This is a genomic window from Actinophytocola sediminis (genome assembly GCF_054779715.1).
Genome location: NZ_BAAGXS010000091.1, coordinates 43345 through 62094, shown reverse-complemented (window position 1 = coordinate 62094; position 18750 = coordinate 43345). Strand labels below are relative to the sequence as shown.

The 18750-nt window shown below is 71.6% G+C and carries 16 protein-coding genes; 5 read left to right on the top strand and 11 right to left on the bottom strand.

The window, feature by feature from the left end; genetic code table 11:
- Nucleotides 1-106 precede the first annotated feature (106 nt).
- Entirely contained in the window at nucleotides 107-1387 is a 1281-nt protein-coding gene (locus ACYVIP_RS40465) for a M14 family metallopeptidase (protein ID WP_460406384.1), read from the top strand.
- 110 nt (nucleotides 1388-1497) lie between these two features.
- On the opposite strand, the gene ACYVIP_RS40460 is transcribed toward ACYVIP_RS40465, so the two are convergent.
- Nucleotides 1498-3033, bottom strand: a complete 1536-nt coding sequence (locus tag ACYVIP_RS40460; protein ID WP_460406383.1) for an ABC transporter substrate-binding protein — start codon at nucleotides 3031-3033, stop codon at nucleotides 1498-1500.
- Nucleotides 3034-3097: 64 nt separating this feature from the next.
- Between ACYVIP_RS40460 and ACYVIP_RS40455 the strand changes: the two genes are divergently transcribed.
- On the top strand, nucleotides 3098-3889 hold the full coding sequence (locus tag ACYVIP_RS40455; protein ID WP_460406382.1) for a carbon-nitrogen hydrolase family protein: 792 nt from the start codon (nucleotides 3098-3100) through the stop codon (nucleotides 3887-3889).
- Here ACYVIP_RS40455 and ACYVIP_RS40450 read toward each other — a convergent pair.
- A complete protein-coding gene (locus ACYVIP_RS40450; RefSeq protein WP_460406381.1) occupies nucleotides 3884-5194 on the bottom strand; it encodes a cytochrome P450 in 1311 nt (436 codons plus the stop codon). The two genes, ACYVIP_RS40455 and ACYVIP_RS40450, sit on opposite strands and share 6 nt — an antisense overlap.
- Nucleotides 5195-5244: 50 nt before the next feature.
- Here ACYVIP_RS40450 and ACYVIP_RS40445 point away from each other — a divergent pair, with 50 nt between their 5' ends.
- Nucleotides 5245-5823, top strand: coding sequence for a TetR/AcrR family transcriptional regulator (locus tag ACYVIP_RS40445; RefSeq protein WP_460406380.1), 579 nt, complete (start codon nucleotides 5245-5247; stop codon nucleotides 5821-5823).
- Between the two features lie 4 nt (nucleotides 5824-5827).
- Here the strand turns inward: ACYVIP_RS40445 and nadC are convergent, their stop codons facing one another.
- From nadC to nadA, 3 genes are all read right to left on the bottom strand, one after another.
- A complete protein-coding gene (nadC, locus tag ACYVIP_RS40440; protein WP_460406379.1) occupies nucleotides 5828-6688 on the bottom strand; it encodes a carboxylating nicotinate-nucleotide diphosphorylase in 861 nt (286 codons plus the stop codon).
- Nucleotides 6685-8319 carry an L-aspartate oxidase gene (locus ACYVIP_RS40435; RefSeq protein WP_460406378.1) on the bottom strand — a complete coding sequence of 545 codons (1635 nt, stop codon included), beginning with the start codon at nucleotides 8317-8319 and terminating at the stop codon, nucleotides 6685-6687. Before ACYVIP_RS40435 ends, nadC begins: the two co-directional genes overlap by 4 nt.
- A gap of 98 nt (nucleotides 8320-8417) precedes the next feature.
- Nucleotides 8418-9440 (bottom strand): quinolinate synthase NadA, encoded by a 1023-nt coding sequence (gene nadA, locus ACYVIP_RS40430; RefSeq protein ID WP_460406377.1) that lies wholly within the window; start codon nucleotides 9438-9440, stop codon nucleotides 8418-8420.
- 68 nt (nucleotides 9441-9508) lie between these two features.
- Between nadA and ACYVIP_RS40425 the strand changes: the two genes are divergently transcribed.
- Nucleotides 9509-10225 carry an NUDIX hydrolase gene (locus ACYVIP_RS40425; RefSeq protein ID WP_460406376.1) on the top strand — a complete coding sequence of 239 codons (717 nt, stop codon included), beginning with the start codon at nucleotides 9509-9511 and terminating at the stop codon, nucleotides 10223-10225.
- A 9-nt stretch (nucleotides 10226-10234) separates the two neighbouring features.
- Entirely contained in the window at nucleotides 10235-10927 is a 693-nt protein-coding gene (locus tag ACYVIP_RS40420) for an LON peptidase substrate-binding domain-containing protein (RefSeq protein ID WP_460406375.1), read from the top strand.
- A 62-nt stretch (nucleotides 10928-10989) separates the two neighbouring features.
- Here the strand turns inward: ACYVIP_RS40420 and ACYVIP_RS40415 are convergent, their stop codons facing one another.
- The 6 genes from ACYVIP_RS40415 to dnaE form a co-directional block, all read right to left on the bottom strand.
- Nucleotides 10990-11655 (bottom strand): DUF2567 domain-containing protein, encoded by a 666-nt coding sequence (locus ACYVIP_RS40415; protein WP_460406373.1) that lies wholly within the window; start codon nucleotides 11653-11655, stop codon nucleotides 10990-10992.
- Nucleotides 11656-11699: 44 nt separating this feature from the next.
- Complete coding sequence (gene bsaP / locus ACYVIP_RS40410) at nucleotides 11700-11903, bottom strand: biotin synthase auxiliary protein BsaP (protein WP_460406372.1); 204 nt, start codon at nucleotides 11901-11903, stop codon at nucleotides 11700-11702.
- A 1-nt stretch (nucleotide 11904) separates the two neighbouring features.
- Nucleotides 11905-12942, bottom strand: a complete 1038-nt coding sequence (gene bioB, locus ACYVIP_RS40405; RefSeq protein WP_460406371.1) for a biotin synthase BioB — start codon at nucleotides 12940-12942, stop codon at nucleotides 11905-11907.
- A 108-nt stretch (nucleotides 12943-13050) separates the two neighbouring features.
- On the bottom strand, nucleotides 13051-13770 hold the full coding sequence (gene bioD / locus ACYVIP_RS40400; RefSeq protein ID WP_460406370.1) for a dethiobiotin synthase: 720 nt from the start codon (nucleotides 13768-13770) through the stop codon (nucleotides 13051-13053).
- Between the two features lie 58 nt (nucleotides 13771-13828).
- The gene (locus ACYVIP_RS40395; protein ID WP_460406369.1) at nucleotides 13829-15097 is read right to left on the bottom strand and encodes an adenosylmethionine--8-amino-7-oxononanoate transaminase; all 1269 of its coding nucleotides are present in this window, start codon (nucleotides 15095-15097) and stop codon (nucleotides 13829-13831) included.
- A 32-nt stretch (nucleotides 15098-15129) separates the two neighbouring features.
- Nucleotides 15130-18699, bottom strand: a complete 3570-nt coding sequence (dnaE, locus tag ACYVIP_RS40390) for a DNA polymerase III subunit alpha (RefSeq protein ID WP_460406367.1) — start codon at nucleotides 18697-18699, stop codon at nucleotides 15130-15132.
- Nucleotides 18700-18750 lie beyond the last annotated feature (51 nt).

Genomic DNA, 18750 nt, shown 5'->3' with positions numbered 1-18750 from the left:
GTCGGTGATCGACCATGCGCGATGTGTGCCCAACCATTGACGGGTTGTCACAGCCGACCGCGGTCAGCAGGCTCGGCCGTCACTGGACCCAGTCGGGGAGGGACACATGTCGAGCAAACGTCGGGTACTCGCGGCGGCGACCGCGGTCACGTTGGCCGTGGCCGCAGGCTGGTCGGCGACCGCAGCCCAGGAGACCACATCCGAGACCGCATCACCAGATCGTGGGCTCTATCGAGTGACGGACGCTACGGATGTCGAGGCGCGCACCGACGTCGCCCGGTCCGGAGTGGACGTCCTGGGCGTGCGGTCGGGCGTGATGGAGATCGTGGCCAGCCCGGAGCAGGCGGCGGCGTTACGCGCGCGGGGCTTCACCCCGGAGCTGACCGGTGACCTCGACGCCGAGCTGGCCAAGCGCAGCGGCGGCCCGTCGGCGACCGACGCGGCCGACTTCCCCGCGGGCGACGAGGGGTACCACACCTACGACGAGCTGGTCGCCGAGATCGAGGCGGCCGCGACCGAGCACGCGGCGGTCACCTCGGTGTCCAGTGTCGGCGCCTCGTACGAGGGGCGGGACCTGCCGCTGGTCAAGATCAGCGACAACGTGGCGACCGACGAGGCCGAGCCCGAGGTGCTGTTCACCTGCAACATGCACGCGCGGGAGCACCTGACGGTGGAGATGTGCCTGCGCATCATCAACCGGTTCACGGATGGTTACGGCAGCGACCCGACTGTCACCGGATTCGTGGATTCTCGGGAGATCTGGGTGATTCCGACGCTGAACCCGGACGGCGCCGAGTTCGACATCTCGGGCGGTGAGTACCAGGGCTGGCGCAAGAACCGCGAGCCGAACTCGGACGGCTCGGTGGGCACGGACATCAACCGCAACTTCGCGTACAAGTGGGGCTGCTGTGGCGGGTCCAGCGGGTCGCCGTCGTCGGAGACCTACCGGGGCGCCGCCGCCGCGTCCACACCCGAGGTGACGGCCGTGCAGAACTGGGTGAACTCGCGGGTGGTCGGCGACGCGCAGCAGATCACGGCGCACATCGACTTCCACACGTTCTCCGAGCTGGTGCTGTGGCCGTTCGGCCACACGTACGACCAGGTCACTGAGGGTATGACCCAGGAGGAGTACACCCGGTTCGAAACCATCGGCACCGAGATGGCCGAGTCGAACGGGTACACGCCCGACCAGTCCAGCGGCCTGTACATCACCGACGGTGACATCAATGACTGGATGTGGGGCAACCACAAGGTGCTGAGCTACTGCTTCGAGATGTACCCCTCCGGCGGCGGCCTCGACGGCTTCTACCCGCCCGACGAGGACATCGTCCCCCAGACCACCCGCAACGACGGCGCCGTCGACATCCTCCTGACCAACGCCGGCTAACCCCGCGAGTCCAACATTCGCGAGCACCCCAACCGACGGTTGGGGTGCTCGCGTCTGTGGCAGGAGGGTTGGACTCGCGCGGGGATGGGGGTTTGCCGAGGGGGTGTGGGTTACTGGGGGGTCCAGGTTTGGAGGTTCCACCAGGCGCCCCAGGTGGCGTCGGTGGTGGTGGCGTCGATGACCGGCTGGTAGCCGTCCCAGGACTCGCGGATCACGTAGGTGTGGTCGGGGGCGGCGATGACCACCATGCCGGGGGCGGTGACGTAGGCGCGTTGCAGGCGGCGGTAGGCGGTCGCGCGCTGGGCGGGGTCGGTGGATGTGCGGCCGACCTCCAGCGCCTCGTCGACGGTCTTGTCGGTGTAGCCGCCCAGCGCGTCTCCCCCGGAGTGCAGCAGCGGGTAGAGGAACGGGTCGGGGTCGAACGGGTTGCCGAAGGAGACCAGCGCGGCACCGGTGAGCGAGTCGCGGGCCACGGGCGCCAGGTCGACCTGGATGCCGATCGACCGCGCGTTCGTGGCGAACGCCTCCGCTAAGTCCGCGGACACCGTGTCGGTCGCCAGGTAGCTCAGGGTGAACTTGGCGACCTGACCACCACGCGTCCGGATGCCATCCGAACCGGTGACCCACCCGCTGGACTCCAGCTGGTCGAGCGCCCGGGTGATGTCGTGCTCGAACCCCGCGCCCGGCTCGACGAACTCGGCGAGCACCGCCGGCATCGGCGTGTGGGCGACCCGCCCGTGCCCGGCGAGCACGTCGTCCACCGCCGCCTGGCGGTTCATCGCGTGGTTGAGCGCCAGGCGCACCGCCGGGTCGCCGGTCACCGGGTCCCCGGTCGGCAGCACGACCGCGCGCAGGTCCGCCGAGCTGTGCGACACCATCCGCAGACCGTCGGTGTTCTCGAACTCCCGCGCGAGCCGCGGCGGCAACGCCGCGCCGTCGATCTTGCCGTCCCGCAGCCGGTCGGCCCTCGCCTCGTCCTCGGAGACGAACTCGACGGTCACCTTGGTGATCGACGGCGCGCCGTCCCAGTAGTTCTTGTTGCCGGACAACACCAGGCGCACGCCGCGCTCCCAGTCGGCCACCGTGTACGGCCCGGTGCCCACCGCCGGCCCGTCGGCCACCGACTCGCTGGACATGATGCCGAGCACCAACAGCTCCGGGAACGGCGCGTACGGCCCGGTCAGCTCGAAGCGGACCACCGACGAGCTCTCCGCGACCACCGCCCGCAGCATCGGAAACCGTTGGCGCACCGGGGATCCGTTGTCCGGGTCGAGCATCGCCTGGTAGGTGGCGACCACGTCCTGCGCCTCGAACGGGGTGCCGTCGGAGAACGTCACCCCCGGCCGGATCTGGACCGTCCACGTGCGACCGTCTGGCGACGGGGTCGGCGGCGCGACGGCCAGCGCGGGCCGCAGGGTCAGGTCGACGTCGCGTTCCACCAGGCCGTCGAAGATCTTGGCCGCGCCGTCCTGGCCGTAGCCGGCCAGCGGGCTCAGCTCGGTCGGCTCCTCGGCCACCGCGATCACCAGCGACGTGCCGTCGGGGTCGCCGGAGGCCGGGGGCGCCGGGTCGCCGGTGCAGCCGCCGACCAGTGGCACGACCGCCAGCAACGCCACGGCGACGCGACGGAGGGACAAGGTGGGCACGGGGTTGGACCCTAGTCTGGGCACCTATCCTCGTGTCGGTGGATTGGTCACTTCGGGAGGCGCTGTGCGGGTCGCGTTGAGCCAGATCACGTCGACCGGGTCACCGGCCGCCAATCTCGACCTCGTCCGGTCGTCGGTCGCCGCCGCGGCCGAGGCCGGCGCCGCGGTGGTGGTCTTCCCCGAGGCGACCATGGCCTGCTTCGGCACCCGGCTGGCGCCGCTGGCCGAACCGGTCGACGGGCCGTGGGCCGGCGCGGTCGCGGCGATCGCCGCCGAGCACGACGTGCTCGTGGTCGCCGGCATGTTCACCCCGGCCGCCGACGGCCGGGTGTACAACACGCTGCTGGCCACCGGCCGCGGCCAGCACGTCGGCTACCACAAGATCCACCTGTTCGACGCGTTCGGCTTCCGCGAGTCCACCACGGTGGCCCCCGGCGCCGACCTGGTCACGGTGACCGTCGACGACGTCACGTTCGGCCTGGCGACCTGCTACGACATCCGCTTCCCCGAGCTGTTCACCCGCCTGGCCGACCAGGGGGCGACCGCTGTGCTGCTCGGGGCGTCCTGGGGCGCGGGCGCGGGGAAACGGGCGCAGTGGGAGCTGCTGGTGCGGGCCAGGGCGCTGGACTCGACCTGCTGGGTGGTGGCCTGCGGTCAGGCGGATCCGGCGGCGGCCGGCCTGCCGGCGCACCCGAAGGCACCGACCGGCATCGGGTACAGCACGGTCGCCGGGCCAACCGGCGAGCTCGTCGCCCAGCTAGGCGCCGGCCAGGACCTGCTGGTCACCGACCTGGACCTGCCGCTGGTGAGCACGACCAGGCAGGCCATCCCGGTGCTGGCCAACCGCCGCCTATGACCGGCGCGGCGTCGCGATGACGCGGGCGCCGTCGGCCGGCACCAGGGTGATGTTGCGGACCTTGCGCCGCTCCGGCACCACCCGCTCGGCGCGCAGGTCGTACCTGGTCAACGCCGCCCGCAGGACCGCGCCCGCCTCCTGCAGCGAGAACCCGGCGCCAAGACAGCGCCGCACGCCGCCGCCGAAGGGGATCCACGTGCCCGCCTCCGGCGACTGCCCGACGAACCGCTCCGGCCGGAAGTCGCGCGGCTGTTCGTGCCACTCGGGATCCTTGTGCACCAACGAGATCGACGGCGCGACCACCGTGCCGGCCGGCAGCAGGTAGCCGGCGACCTCGGTCGGCTCGGTGAGCCTCCTGGCCACGTTCTGGATCACCGGCCGCCGGCGCATCGCCTCCTTGGCCACCGCCCGCAGGTAGTCCTCGTCGCCGTCGTCGGCCGCCTGCCGGGCCCTGGCCTGGATCTCCGGGCGGCGGGCGAGCTCGTGGAACGACCAGGCCAGGGCCGTCGCGGTGGTCTCGTGACCGGCGAGCAGCAGGGTGATCATCTGGTCGCGGACCTCGGCGTCGGTCAGCTCACCACCGCCGGCGGTCAGCAGCCGGGACAGCACGTCGTCGCGGCCGGCGAGGTCGTCGGCGGTGCGCCGGTCGGCGATCTCGGCGAACAGCAGGCGGTTCACCTGCTCCAGGTTCTCCCGGTTGCGCCGCCACGGGCCGACGCGGGTCAGCCTCGGGTAGGTCCAGCCGAGGATGGTCAGCGGGCCGATGTCGGAGATCCCGCGCAGCCGGGGACGCAGCTCCGACAGCCGCGCGCCGTCGCCGAGACCGAACACCACCCGCAGGATGATCTCGAGAGTGACCGCGTTCATCCTCGGGTGCACCGCGAACGGGCGACCGATCGGCCAGGACTCGACGTCCTCGGTGGCCAGCGCGGCCATCAGCTGCCCGTAGCCGCGCAGCGCGGCGCCGTTGAACGCGGGCATCAGCAGCTTGCGGGTACGCAGGTGCTCGTCGCCGTCGGTGATCAGCACCGAGTGCTCGCCCATGACCGGCGCGAGCAGCGCGTTGCCCTCACCGGCGTGGAACACCGACGGCGAGCCGGCGAAGACCTCCCGGATGTGTTCCGGGCGGCCGAGGGTGACCACGTTCCGGGGGCCGGCGACCCTGGTGGTGAACACGTCGCCGTAGCGGCGGTGCAGGCGGATGTGCAGCTGGCGCCTGGCCAGGATGTACATCGCCGTCTGCACGATCGCGGGAAGCCGCGAACCGGGGGGCAGGGTGGGCGTGTTCGCCGCGGGCGTCGCCATGACCAGTTTTATACGCTCGTATAGATGGCCGCACAAGGTACCGTCAGCTCGTGGGCCACCGGGAACAGCTGCTCGCCGCGGCACGGCGGTTACTCGAGGACAAGGGCTACGCGCACATCACCGCACGTGACCTCGTCGCCGCGTCGGGGACCAACCTGGCCTCGATCGGGTACCACTTCGGCTCCAAGGCCGGCCTGCTCAACGCCGCCCTGGGGTCGGTCTTCGAGGAGTGGACGACCCAACTGGTCACCGCCGTGATGGCCGACCCGAACGCCACCCCGATCGAACGCGCCCACCTGACCTGGGCGGCGTGGCTGGACTCGCTGACCGGCAGGCGCGCGCTGCTGGTGTCGTTCGTCGAGGCGCTCGCCCAGGCCGACCGCGACCCCGACCTGCGCGAACAGCTCGCCGCGATGTACCGCCATGTCCGCCGCCGGGTGGCCACGTTGGTCGCCACCGAGCTCGGTGGCGACGTGCCGCCGGAGGACCCCCGCTGCACCGCGGTGGCCAGCTGGGTGATGGCCGTGTGCGACGGCCTGTCCGTGCAGTGGCTGCTCGACCCGGCCAGCAGCCCCAGCGGCGCGCAGCTCACCATCGGCCTCGCCGACCTGCGCGCCATCTCCCGGTAGTGCCTCAGCGCAGGTCCATGCCCAGGTCCAGCGCCGGGGCGGAGTGCGTCAGCGCGCCGACGGCCAGGTAGTCCACGCCGGTCTCGGCGTAGCGGCGGGCGTCGGCCAGGGTCAGGCCACCGCTGGCCTCCAGCCTGGTCGCCGCGCCCCGGTCGGCCACCCGGCGCACGGCCTCCGCGCACCGCTCGACGGTGAAGTTGTCCAGCAGCACCAGCTCGGCGCCCTCGGCCACGGCCTCGTCGAGCTGGTCGAGGGTGTCGACCTCCACCTCGCACGGCAGCGTCGGCGCGGTCGCCCTGGCGGCCGCGAGCGCCGCGGTCACCGAACCGGCGGCCAGCACGTGGTTGTCCTTGATCAGCACGGCGTCGCCGAGGCCGAGCCGGTGGTTGACCCCGCCGCCGCAGCGCACCGCGTACTTCTCCAGCAGGCGCAGGCCGGGCAGGGTCTTGCGGGAGTCGCGGACCACCGCGCCGGTGCCGGCGATCGCGTCCACCCAGGCGGCGGTCGCGGTGGCCACGCCGGACAGGTGGCACACCAGGTTCAGCGCGGTGCGTTCGGCGGTCAGCAGGCCGCGGGTCCGGCCGCGCACCACCAGGACCGGTTCGCCGCGGCGAACCCGGGCGCCGTCCTGCTGGCGGTCGAGCACCGTGACCTCGTCGAGGACCGACTCGAACACGGCCAGCGCGGCGGGGATCCCGGCCACGGTGCCGGCCGCGCGCGGCGTCAGCTCCGCGACCGCCACCGCGTCGGCCGGCACGGTCGCGGCGGAGGTGGCGTCGGGGCCGTAGCGCAGGTCCTCGGCCAACGCGGTGGCGACCACCCGGTCGAGAGCTTCGGTTTCCTCTGGACTGAACGTCGGGCTCATGCGGCGCCTCGGGTGAGTAGGGCCCGGCGGTCCAGCATGGGTTGGCCGGACGGGGTGAGGCGGACGGTCAGGCCGTTGGCAAGGCCGGGGTCCACGTCGGGGAAGTCGGTGCGCACGTGGCAGCCTCTGGACTCCGTCCTGGCGGTCGCCGAGGCAAGCAACGCCCGCGCGGCCAGCGTGAGCGCGGCGTCCTCGACCAGCTCCCGCGTCTCCAGTGGACTGTCCACAGCGGACACATCGAGCACCGAGCCGACCACGGCGAGCCCCTCGGCGTCCCGGCCGATGCCGGCGTAGCGGCTCATCACCCGCTGCAGCGTGTCGCGCGCGGCGACCGGGCGCACCGGCACCGGCTGGCACGCGGCCAGCCTGCGGTCGGCGAGCACGCCGACCGCCAGGTCCGCCGCCACCGCCTCGGCCGCCCGCGAGCCGACCACCAGACCCTCGAGCAAACTGTTGGACGCCAGGCGGTTCGCACCGTGCAGACCGGTCCTGGCGACCTCGCCGGCCGCGTACAGGCCACGCACCGGCGTCCTACCGTCCACAGTGGACACCACGCCGCCACAGGCGAAGTGCGCCGCCGGGGACACCGGGATCGGCGACACCACCGGGTCGACGCCGGCCGCCAGGCACGCGGCGAGCACCGTCGGGAACCGGCGCTGGAAGGTCGGCCGGTCCAGGTGGGTCGCGTCCAGGAACACGTGGTCCTCGCCCAGCTCGGCGACCCGCCTGCTGATCGCGGCCGACACCACGTCCCGGGGCGCCAGGTCGCCGAGCGGGTGCACGCCGGCCATCACCCGCGCGCCCCGCGAGTCCACCAGCACCGCGCCCTCCCCGCGCACCGCCTCGGTCACCAGCGGACACCGGCCGCGCGCACCGGCGCCGGTGTAGAGCACGGTCGGGTGGAACTGCACGAACTCCAGGTCCATCACCGGCGCCCCGGCCCGCAACGCGATCGCCACCCCGTCGGCGGTGGCCACCGCCGGGTTCGACGTCGCCTGGAACAGCTGACCCAACCCCCCGGTGGCCAGCAGCACGGCGGGCGCGGTCAGCATCCCCGGCACGCCGTCGGCGTCGAGCACGAGCAGCCCGGCGACCTCACCGGCCGGCGTGCGCAGCGTGTCCACCGCGACGTGGTGCTCCAGCATCGGCACCCGGCCGTCCCGCGAGGCCGCCAGCAGCGCGCGCTCCACCTCCGCCCCAGTGGCGTCCCCGCCGGCGTGCACGACGCGGAAGGCCGTGTGCCCGCCCTCGCGGGTCCGCGCCAGGCGGCCGTCGGTCTCGTCGAAGGACGCGCCCCTGGCCCGCAGCCGCGCCACCGCGGCCGGGCCGTCGGCGACGATCCTGGCGGTGACCTCCTCGTCGCACAGGCCGCCGCCGGCGCTCAGCGTGTCGGCGACGTGCCGCTCGATCGAGTCGTCCGGGGTGTCGCCGAGCACCACCGCGACCCCGCCCTGCGCCCACCGGGTGTTGCCGCCGTCGGCCGCGCCCTTGGTGACCACCAGCACCCGCAGTCCGAGCTCCCGCGCCCGCAGCGCCGCGGTCAGCCCGGCCACCCCGCTGCCGACGATCACCAGATCAGCCCGCGCCTCCCAGGGCTGTTCCGCCTCCCCGGAATTAAAAGTTGGGGTCACGTTGGGTTGATATCTGCCGGTCTTGTACGTGTCGGTGGCTGGATCGCGTTCCGTTCCCCTTAGGTGCGGTTGACAGCCACGGGGCTCAGGCTGATGGTTCACTCGGCGCCGCCCGGCTTGCCGATCTCGATCATGCGGCGGACCGCGCCCCGGGCGCGCTCGGCGATCAGCGGGTCGACGTGTACCTCGTCGGCGCCCTCGCGCAGCGAGCGCAGCAGCGCCGCCGGCGTGATCATCTTCATGTACCGGCAGGACGCCCGGTCGTTCACCGCGCGGAAGTCGATCTCCGGTGCGGCCCGCCGTAACTGGTGCAGCATGCCGATCTCGGTCGCCACCAGCACCGACTTGGCCTTGGTCGACCGCGCCTCGGTCACCATGTCGCCGGTGGACAGGATCTTGACCTGGGTCGAGGGCACCACGCCCTCCCCCGCCAGGTACAGCGCCGAGGTCGCGCAGCCGCACTCCGGGTGCACGAACAGGTCCGCGTCCGGGTTGGCCGCGGCGCGCGCGGCGAGCTCCGGGCCGTTGATCCCCGCGTGCACGTGGCACTCGCCCGCCCACACGTGCAGGTTGTCCCGCCCGGTCTCCCGCCGCACGTGCGCGCCGAGGAACTGGTCGGGCAGGAACAGCACCTCCCGGTCGGCCGGGATCGAGCGCACCACGTCCACCGCGTTCGACGACGTGCAGCAGATGTCGGTCTCCGCCTTGACCTCGGCGGTGGTGTTCACGTAGGCCACCACCACGGCACCGGGGTGCTCGGCCTTCCAGGCGCGCAGCTGGTCGGCGTCGATGGAGTCGGCCAGCGAGCAGCCCGCCCGCGCGTCCGGGATCAGCACGGTCTTGTGCGGGCTGAGGATCTTCGCGGTCTCGGCCATGAAGTGCACGCCGCAGAACACGATCGTCGACGCCTCGCTGGCGGCCGCGATCCGGCTCAGTGCCAGGGAGTCACCGGTGTGGTCGGCGATGTCCTGGATCTCCGGCAGTTGGTAGTTGTGCGCGAGCAGCACGGCGTCGCGCTCCTTGGCCAGCCTGCGCACCTCGGCTCGCCAGGCGGCGTCGGCCTCGACGCCGCCGTAGGGCGTCAGATCCTCGGTCAGGTCGCGCTCGGCGGTCACGGCCATGTCGTCCTCCTCGAGTTGGCACCGCTGCCGATTTCCCATCCAGAGGTTTTCGCCTTAGGATCGAAAACATGGCCGATGCTACCACCGCCTATGTGCCAACAGCCCATGAAGTGCTGGCCGCGGTGCTCCAGGTGCGAGCAGGCTCACTCCAGGTCCTGCTGTGGGAACGCGCACGGGAACCACACGCGCACCGCTGGTCACTGCCCGGTGGCCGCCTCGGCCCGACCGAGGACGTCGAGACCTCGATCAAGCGCCAGCTCGCGGAGAAGGTCGACGTCCGGCAGTTGTCGCACGTCGAACAACTCGCGGTGTTCAGCGCGCCGCGCCGGGTCCCCGGCGAGCGGGTGGTGGCCACCGCGTTCCTCGGCCTGGTGCCCTCCGACGTGGACCCCGACCTGCCGGCCGACACCCGCTGGCAGCGGATCGACGACCTGCCGGCCACCGCGTTCGATCACGACTCGATCGTGCTGCGAGCCAGGCACCGGCTGCGCTCCAAGCTGTCCTACACCAACATCGGCTTCGCGCTCGCCCCACCGGAGTTCACGATCTCCGCGCTGCGCGGGCTCTACTCGGCCGCCCTCGGCTACACCGTCTCGGCGACCAACCTCCAGCGCGTGCTCGCCCGCCGCGGCCTGCTGGTGGCCACCGGCCAGACCGCGCCGCCCGGCCGCGCAGGCGGCCGGCCGGCCGCGCTGTTCCGGTTCGCCGAGACCAGCATGTCGGTGACCGACCCGTTCGCGGTGCTCAGACCACCGAACCAAGCGCGCACCGGCGTGCCGACGTAGGTTGGGACGGTGCCTGAGACACTTCCGCTCTTCCCGCTACAGACGGTCTTGTTGCCGGGCACCACGCTGCCGCTGCACATCTTCGAGCCGCGCTACCGGCAGCTCACCGTCGACCTGATCACCGGCGCGTTACCGGACAAGCGGTTCGGCGTGGTCGCGATGACCCCGTCCCACGAGTCCGAGGTGACCTCCCGCGAGCAACTGTGCGAGATCGGCTGCGCGGCCCTGCTGCGCCAGGCCGAGCGGCTGCCCGACGGCCGGTTCGACATCGTCACCGCGGGCGAGCAGCGGTTCCGGCTGCTGGCGGTGGACGCGACCAGCGCGCCGTACCTGATGGGCGCGGTGGAATGGGTGCCCGACACCCCCGCGGTGATTCCCGGCCAGCGCGACGCGGCGGCCACGATCGCCTCACTGATCAACGCGGCCCGCTCGGCCTACCGCCGGTACTGCCAGGCCGCCTGGCAGCAGGGCGACTGGAACGAGCCGGCCGAGGACGTGGCGATCGAGGTGCTGTCCCACCTGCTGGCCACCGACTGCCTGCTACCGATCGAGGACCGGCAGCGGCTGTTGGAGGAGACCAGGCCGTTGCACCGGCTGCGGCTGGCCGGCCGGCTGCTCAACCGGGAGGCCGGCATCCTGGCCGCACTGCGCGCGGTCCCCGCCCCGCCGGCCGAACTCCGCCGGCACGCCAGCAAGAACTAGCACTGCCCTGAATGCCCCATTCAGGACGTTGAACGTCGCCAATGCCCCATTCAGGGCATCCGCTAGCCGAGGCGGCGGCCGAGGTCGTCCATGCCGTTCCAGGCCGCCATCACGCCGTAGGTCAGTGCCGTGGTGAGCGGCCAGGCGAGCAGCACCCAGATGTTGTCCACCACGGGCGCCATCTCGATCACGTCGAGCACCTCGACCTCGGTCGGCAGCGGGAACCGGCCCGCCGCCCAACTCTCCCCGAGCAGGGTCGCCAGCCAGCCACCGAGCGCCGAGCCGAGCACGGCGGCGATCATGATCACCGGGCCGCGGCGAGCGCGTAGGAACCAGACCGCGAGACCGGTACACAGCCCGGCGGCCAGCCCGAGCAGGATGAAGATCACCAGCGCGTCCGCCCGGTGGTAGCTCTCCGCCTGGTTCGCGGTCAGCGCCGACAGCGGCACCGGCTCGCCCTCGTTGCCGATCACCATGCGCTGCGCGGGCGCGAGCACCGACCACAGCCAGGCGAGCGCGAACCCGAGTACCGACACCGCCGACAGCACGCTGACCGCCGGCACCAGATCGGCCCTGACCACGACCTTCGGCCGCGGCGGCCGCCACTGGTAGGCGAAGTACTCCGGGTACCCGGCCGGCTCGACCGGCTGCGGCACCACGGCGTCACCGGCGGTGTTCTCCTGCCGGAGGGGCGCCGGGCCCTGCGCTCCGACCGGTTGTTCCGCCACGCCGACCTCCGCTCGACTACACCAACAGTCTGTGAGGCGAAAGACTAGTCGGTCGCTGTCGCGGCGTTCGACGAAGAGCGCTCACCGTGCCGGCTGCACCTGGCCGACCACCCGGACGGAGTCACCTGGACCACCATCCGCCGGGCGCAGTCCGGACAGAAGCGCGGCGGGTCGATCGACCCGCGCGCGCCGACACATCGGGTGTGCTCGCCCTCGCCCGGCGGTTTTCCGCAGTGCACGCAGAACATGTCAGAGGGTGTCGCTCAGCGCCTTGACCGGCATGTTCAGCTCGGTCAGCATGTCGAGGTCCTGCTGGGCCGGGCGGCCGAGGTTGGTCAGGTAGTTGCCGACGATGATCGCGTTGATGCCGCCGAGCATGCCCTGCTCCGCGCCCAGATCACCCAGCGTCAGCTCCCGGCCGCCGGCGAAGCGCAGCATCGTGCGCGGCATGGCCAGGCGGAACGCGGCGATCGTGCGCAGCGCGTCCTTGCCCTCGACGATCTCGAAGTCCTCGTACGGCGTGCCCGGCTGCGGGATGAGGAAGTTCATCGGCACCTCGTGCGGGTCCAACTCGGCGAGCTGGACGGCGAACTCGGCGCGCTGCTCGACCGACTCCCCCATGCCGATGATGCCGCCGCAGCAGACCTCCATGCCCGCGTCGTGCACCATCCGCAGGGTCTCCCAGCGCTCCTCCCACGTGTGCGTGGTGACCACCGAGGGGAAGTGCGACCTGGCCGTCTCCAGGTTGTGGTTGTACCGGTGCACGCCCATCGCGACCAGCTCGTCGACCTGCGCGGGCGTGAGCATGCCCAGCGAGCAGGCGATCTGGATGTCGTTGCCGTCCTCGCGGATCGCCGTGATGCCGTCGCGCACCTGGGACATCAGCCGCTTGTCCGGGCCGCGCACCGCGGCCACGATGCAGAACTCGCTCGCGCCGGCCGCCAGGGTCTCGCGGGCGGCCCGGACCAGGCCGGGGATGTCCAGCCACGCCGAGCGCACCGGCGAGGGGAACTGGCCGGACTGCGAACAGAAGTGACAGTCCTCCGGGCAGCCACCGGTCTTGACGCTGACGATGCCCTCGACCTCGACCTCCGGACCGCACCAGCGCATCCGCACCTGGTGGGCCAGCTCCAGCAGCTCGGGCATCCGGTCGTCGGGCAGCCGCAGGATCTCCAGCACCCGTGCCTGGTCGAGGCCGGCGCCCCGCTCGAGCACCTGCTCGCGCGCCACGGCGAGCACGTCCGCCGAGGCGTGGTTGGCGTCGGTCCGTTCGGCGGCAGCGGTCACGGATGCCTCCTCGCTCGTGATGATCGGCCTGCAGGTCAGTTTGCCGCACCAGGCCTCCCGGCGTACGCGATGTTTCTCACGCGCTACCGGGCTTCGAGCGGGATGTCATCACGCAACGTGCGCGGCGGCGAACCCGGTCGCGTCGAACTCGCCACCCAGTGCGGGCGCGAGCGCCGACCTGGCCACCGCGAGGAACCGGTCCCGGCGCAGCGTGCCGGCGTGCTCGGGGACGGCGCCGAGCAGGGGCGCGTCGGCGACCACCGGCAGGTCGTCGAGGTTGCAGCGGGCCGCGAGGTCCGGGTCGGCCGGCCACGAGCCGACGACCACGCCGAGGCACTCGACGCCCCGGCGACGCAGCACCTCCGCGGTCAGCGCGGTCGCGTTGAGGGTGCCCAGGCCGGCGTCGGCGACGATCAGCACCGGCGCGCCGATCGACCAGGCGACGTCGGCCAGCGTGCCGCCGTTGTCGTCCATCGGGACCAGCAGGCCGCCAGCGCCCTCGATCAGCACCTGGTCGTGGCCGCGGGACAGTTCGACAGCGGCGGCGGCCGCCTGGGAGGGGGTGACCGGGAGGATGCCCGCCCGGCGCGCGGCGGTGCCCGGGGCCAGCGGTTCGGTGAACCGGGCCAGCTCCCAGGTGGTGACGTCGTCGCCGACCAGCCGGCTGACGTCGTCCACGTCGCCCGGTTCGCCTGGACCGAGGCCGGTCTGCGCCGGTTTCAGCACCGCCACGCTGCGCCGTCGATCGAGCGCGAGTGCGGCGACGGCGGCCGTGACCACCGTCTTCCCGACTCCGGTTCCGGTTCCAGTGAGCACGATGACACTCACGAGGCGTGAGGCTAGTCCCACCCGTCGAAGGCGATCGCACCCGCCCCGGGGCTTTGCGTCAGCCGGCGGCGGCCGCGGCGACCACGGCGGCGGTGATCGTCGCGAGGTCCGCCGGCTCGCTGACGTAGGGCGGCATGGTGTAGATCAGGTCCCGGAACGGGCGCAGCCAGGCGCCGTGGGCGACCGCGGCGCTGGTGGCCGCCGCGAGGTCGACCTCGTGGTCGAGCTGCACCACGCCGATCGCGCCGAGCACCCGCACCTCCCGCACGCCGGGCAGGTCCCGCGCCGGGGCCAGCCCGTCGGCCAGCTCGCCCTCGATGCGTTTCACCCGCCGGCGCCAGTCCTGGCCGCGCAGCAGGTCGATCGAGGCCGAGGCGACCGCGCAGGACAGCGGGTTGCCCATGAACGTCGGGCCGTGGGCGAGCACCGGCACCTCGCCACCGGAGATCCCGGCGGCGACCCCGGCCGTGCACAGCGTGGCGGCCATGGTGAGGTATCCGCCGGTCAACGCCTTGCCGACACACAGCACGTCCGGGCTGACGCCGGCGTGGTCGGCGGCGAACATCTCCCCCGTGCGGCCGAAGCCGGTGGCGATCTCGTCGAAGATCAGCAGCACGTCGTTGGCGAGGGTCAGCTCGCGCAGGACGTGCAGGTAGCGCGGGTCGTGGAAGCGCATGCCGCCAGCGCCCTGCACGACCGGCTCCACGATCACCGCCGCCAGCTCGTCGGCGTTGGCCTCGATCAGCTCGGCGAGCTGGGCGACGTAGGCCTGGTCGAGCTCGGCCGGCGGCGGGCCGGCGAACAGCTGGTCGGGCAGCACACCGCGCCACAGGGTGTGCATGCCGCCGTCGGGGTCGCACACGCTCATCGGGTGAAAGGTGTCGCCGTGGTAACCGCCGCGCCAGGTCAGCATCCGCCGTTTGGCCGGGCGGCCGGCCGAGCGCCAGTACTGCAGGCACATCTTGATCGCGACCTCGACCGACACCGAGCCGGAGTCGCACAGGAACACGTGCCGCAGCGGGTCGGGGGTGATCTCGACCAGCGTCGTGGCCAGCCGCACGGCCGGCTCGTGGGTGAGGCCGCCGAACATGACGTGGCTCATCCGGCCGGCCTGCTCGACCAGCGCGGCGTCGAGCACCGGGTGGCGGTAGCCGTGGATGGCCGCCCACCAGGACGACATCCCGTCGACCAGTTCCCGCCCGTCGGCCAGCCGCAGCGTCACCCCGCTGGCCGACTCGACCACCAGCGGGTCCACGGTGCCCGGCATCGGGCCGTACGGGTGCCACACATGCGCCCGGTCGAGCGCGACCAGCTCAGCGACGTCCACGCCCGGAGGCTAGCGGTTGACCGACGCCCTGGTCAGGCGTCCACCGCGACGCCCGGGATGGCCTTGATCTCACCGAGGAAGGCCGGCGACACCTTGATCGGGTAGTCGTCGAGGGCCAGGGTGACGCCGTTCTCCTTGTGGGCGAACTTCAGGTGCACCGGGGTGTCGCCGCGATGGGCGGACAGGGTGTTCTTGAGCTCGCCGACGACCTCGTCGTTGAGCTTGACCGGGTTGCACAGCAGGACGAACGGGACCTCCTCGCCCGGCACGCCGAGGTCGGCGTCGGCGATGTCCAGCGGGATGAGGCCGGAGCCGAAGACCGACATCTTGTCCTCGCGCCAGTTGACCCGGCCCTTGACCGCGACCACCGAGTCCTCGATCAGGTCCTGGGACAGCACCGAGTACGACTTGGCGAAGAACAGCACCTCGATCGCCGCGTCCAGGTCCTCGATGGTGCAGATCGCCCACGGCTCGCCCTGCTTGTTCACCCGGCGCTCCATTGCGGAGATCATGCCGGCGAGCACGATCTCGCCCTCCTTGGGCGCGTCGCTGATGATCTCGGCGATCGGCTTCGGGGCCTGCTTGCGCAGCAGGCGTTCGGCGCCGTCGAGCGGGTGGGCGGAGACGTACAGGCCGAGCATCTCCCGCTCGTAGCTGAGCAGCTGCTTGCGCGGCCACTCCTCGGCGGTGAACTTCAGGTGCGCGAGCGGGCTCGCGTCCACCGCGGCCGGGGTGGTGTCGTCGCCGCCGAACAGGTCGAACTGGCCCATCGCCTCCTGGCGCTTGAGGCCGACCACGGCCTCCACGGCCTCCTCGTGCACCTGGACCAGCGACAGCCGGGTGTGCCCGAGGGAGTCGAACGCGCCGGCCTTGACCAGCGACTCGATCACCCGCTTGTTGCAGCACAACAGCTCTGCCTTGTCGAGGAAGTCGTTGAACGAGGTGTACGGGCTCTTCGCGCCCCGGGTCCTGATGATCGACTCGACGACGTTGGCGCCCACGTTGCGCACCGCGCCGAGCCCGAAGCGGATGTCGGTGCCGACCGCGGCGAAGCGCAGGCCGGACTCGTTGACATCCGGCGGCAGCACCTTGATCCCCGAGCGGCGGCACTCGGACAGGTACACCGCGGACTTGTCCTTGTTGTCGGCCACCGAGGTGAGCAGCGCGGCCATGTACTCGGCCGGGTAGTTCGCCTTGAGGTAGGCCGTCCAGTAGCCGACGAGGGCGTAACCGGCCGCGTGGGACTTGTTGAACGCGTACCCGGCGAACGGGAGCACGGTGTCCCACAGGGTCTTGATGGCCTCCGGCGAGTAGCCGTTGCCCCGCATGCCCTCCTCGAAGCCGGCGTACTCCTTCTCCAGGACGTCGGCCTTCTTCTTGCCCATGGCCTTGCGGAGCACGTCGGCTCGACCCATGGAGTACCCGGCCACCTTCTGAGCGATCTGCATGATCTGCTCCTGGTAGACGATCAGGCCGTAGGTCTCCGACAGGATGTCCTTGAGCGGCTCCTCCAGCTCCCGGTGGATCGGCACCATCCGCTGGCGCTTGTTCTTGCGGTCGGCGTAGTTGTTGTGGGTGTTCATCGCCATCGGGCCGGGGCGGTACAGCGCGTTCACGGCGGTGATGTCGTTGAACTCGGTCGGCTGCATGCGGCGCAACAGGTCGCGCATGGCGTTGCCGTCCAGTTGGAACACCCCGAGGCTGTCGCCGCGGCCGAGCAGCTGGAAGGTGGCCTTGTCGTCCAGCGGCAGGGTGTCCAGGTCGATGTCCTCGCCCCGGTTGGCCTTGATGTTGTCGATCGCGTCGCCGATGACCGTGAGGTTGCGCAGGCCGAGGAAGTCCATCTTCAGCAGGCCGATGGCCTCGCAGGACGGGTAGTCCCAGCCGGTGATGATCGAGCCGTCGTCGCGCCGCCACAGCGGGATCGACTGCATCAGCGGCTGGGAGGACAGGATCACCGCGCAGGCGTGCACGCCCGCGTTGCGGATCAGGCCCTCCAGGCCGCGCGCGGTCTCGAAGATCTTGCCGACCTCGGTGTCGGTCTCGATCAGCGTGCGGACCTCGGTGGCCTCGGCGTAGCGCTCGTGCTTGGGGTCGACGATGCCCGACAACGGGATGTCCTTGGCCATCACCGGCGGCGGCAGTGCCTTGGAGATCCGGTCGGCGATGGAGAAGCCGGGCTGGCCGTGCAGGACGCGGGCGGAGTCCTTGATCGCGGCCTTGGTCTTGATGGTGCCGAACGTGATGACCTGGGCGACCTTGTCCGCGCCGTACTTGTCGGTCGCGTAGGTGATCATCTCGCCGCGCCGGCGGTCGTCGAAGTCGATGTCGATGTCGGGCATGGCGGTGCGCTCGGGGTTGAGGAACCGCTCGAACAGCAGGCCGTGCGCGATCGGGTCGAGGTTGGTGATGCCCAGCGCGTAGGCGACCAGGGCGCCCGCGGCCGAGCCTCGGCCGGGGCCGACCCGGATGCCGACCTTGCGCGCGTAGGTCACCAGGTCGGCGACCACCAGGAAGTAGGCGGGGAAGCCCTTCTGGTTGATCACGTCGAGCTCGAACTCGGCCCGGTCGATGTAGTCCTGGGGGACGCCGTCGGGCAGCCGCCACTCGAGGCCGCGCATGACCTCCTTGTGCAACCAGCTCGGCTGGGTCTCGCCCGGCGGCACGTCGAACACCGGCATCCGGTCGACCGCGGACCAGATCTCCTCGTAGGACTCGACCCGTTCGGCGATCAGCAGCGTGGAGTCGGCGGCGCCGGGGACCTCCTTGTCCCAGTACTGCCGCATCTCCTCGGCCGACTTCAGGTAGTAGCCGTCGCCGTCGAACTTGAACCTGTTCGGGTCGGACAGGGTCTTGCCGGACTGCACGCACAGCAGGGCGGCGTGCGCCTCGGACTGGTCGCGGGTGACGTAGTGCGAGTCGTTGGTGGCCAGCGGCGGGAGCTCGAGCTTGCGGGCGATGTCGAGCAGGCCCTCGCGCACCGAGCGCTCGATCGGCAGCCCGTGGTCCATCAGCTCGAGGAAGAAGTTCTCCTTGCCGAAGATGTCCCGGTAGTCGGCCGCGGCCTGGATGGCCTCTGCCGGCTGGCCGAGCCGCAGCCTGGTCTGGACCTCCCCGGACGGACAGCCGGTGGTGGCGATGATCCCCTCGGCGAACTCGGAGATCAGCTCCCGGTCCATCCTCGGTTTTCTGTAGTAACCCTCGATGCTGGCGCGGGAGGAGAGCGTGAACAGGTTCCGCAGACCCGTCGCGTTGCCGGCGACCATGGTCATGTGGGTGTACGCGCCGCCACCGGAGATGTCGCCGCCCTCGCCGTGTTCGTCGCTGCTGCGCTGGCGGGCCTCGCCCCAGAAGATGGGTTTCTTGTGGTAGCGGCTCGCCGGCGCGACGTAGGCCTCGATGCCGATGATCGGCTTGATGCCGGTCTTCCTGGCGTTCTGGTAGAACTCGTCGGCGCCGTACATGTTGCCGTGGTCGGTCATGCCCACCGCTGGCATGCCCAACCTGGCCGCCTCGGCGAACAGCGGCGCGACCTTGGCGGCGCCGTCGAGCATCGAGTACTCGGTGTGCACATGAAGATGTACGAAGGAATCAGCCGCCACGAGGCATCACCCTACGACGCGATGAAGTCCGGACGAACTACCGGTTCGGCG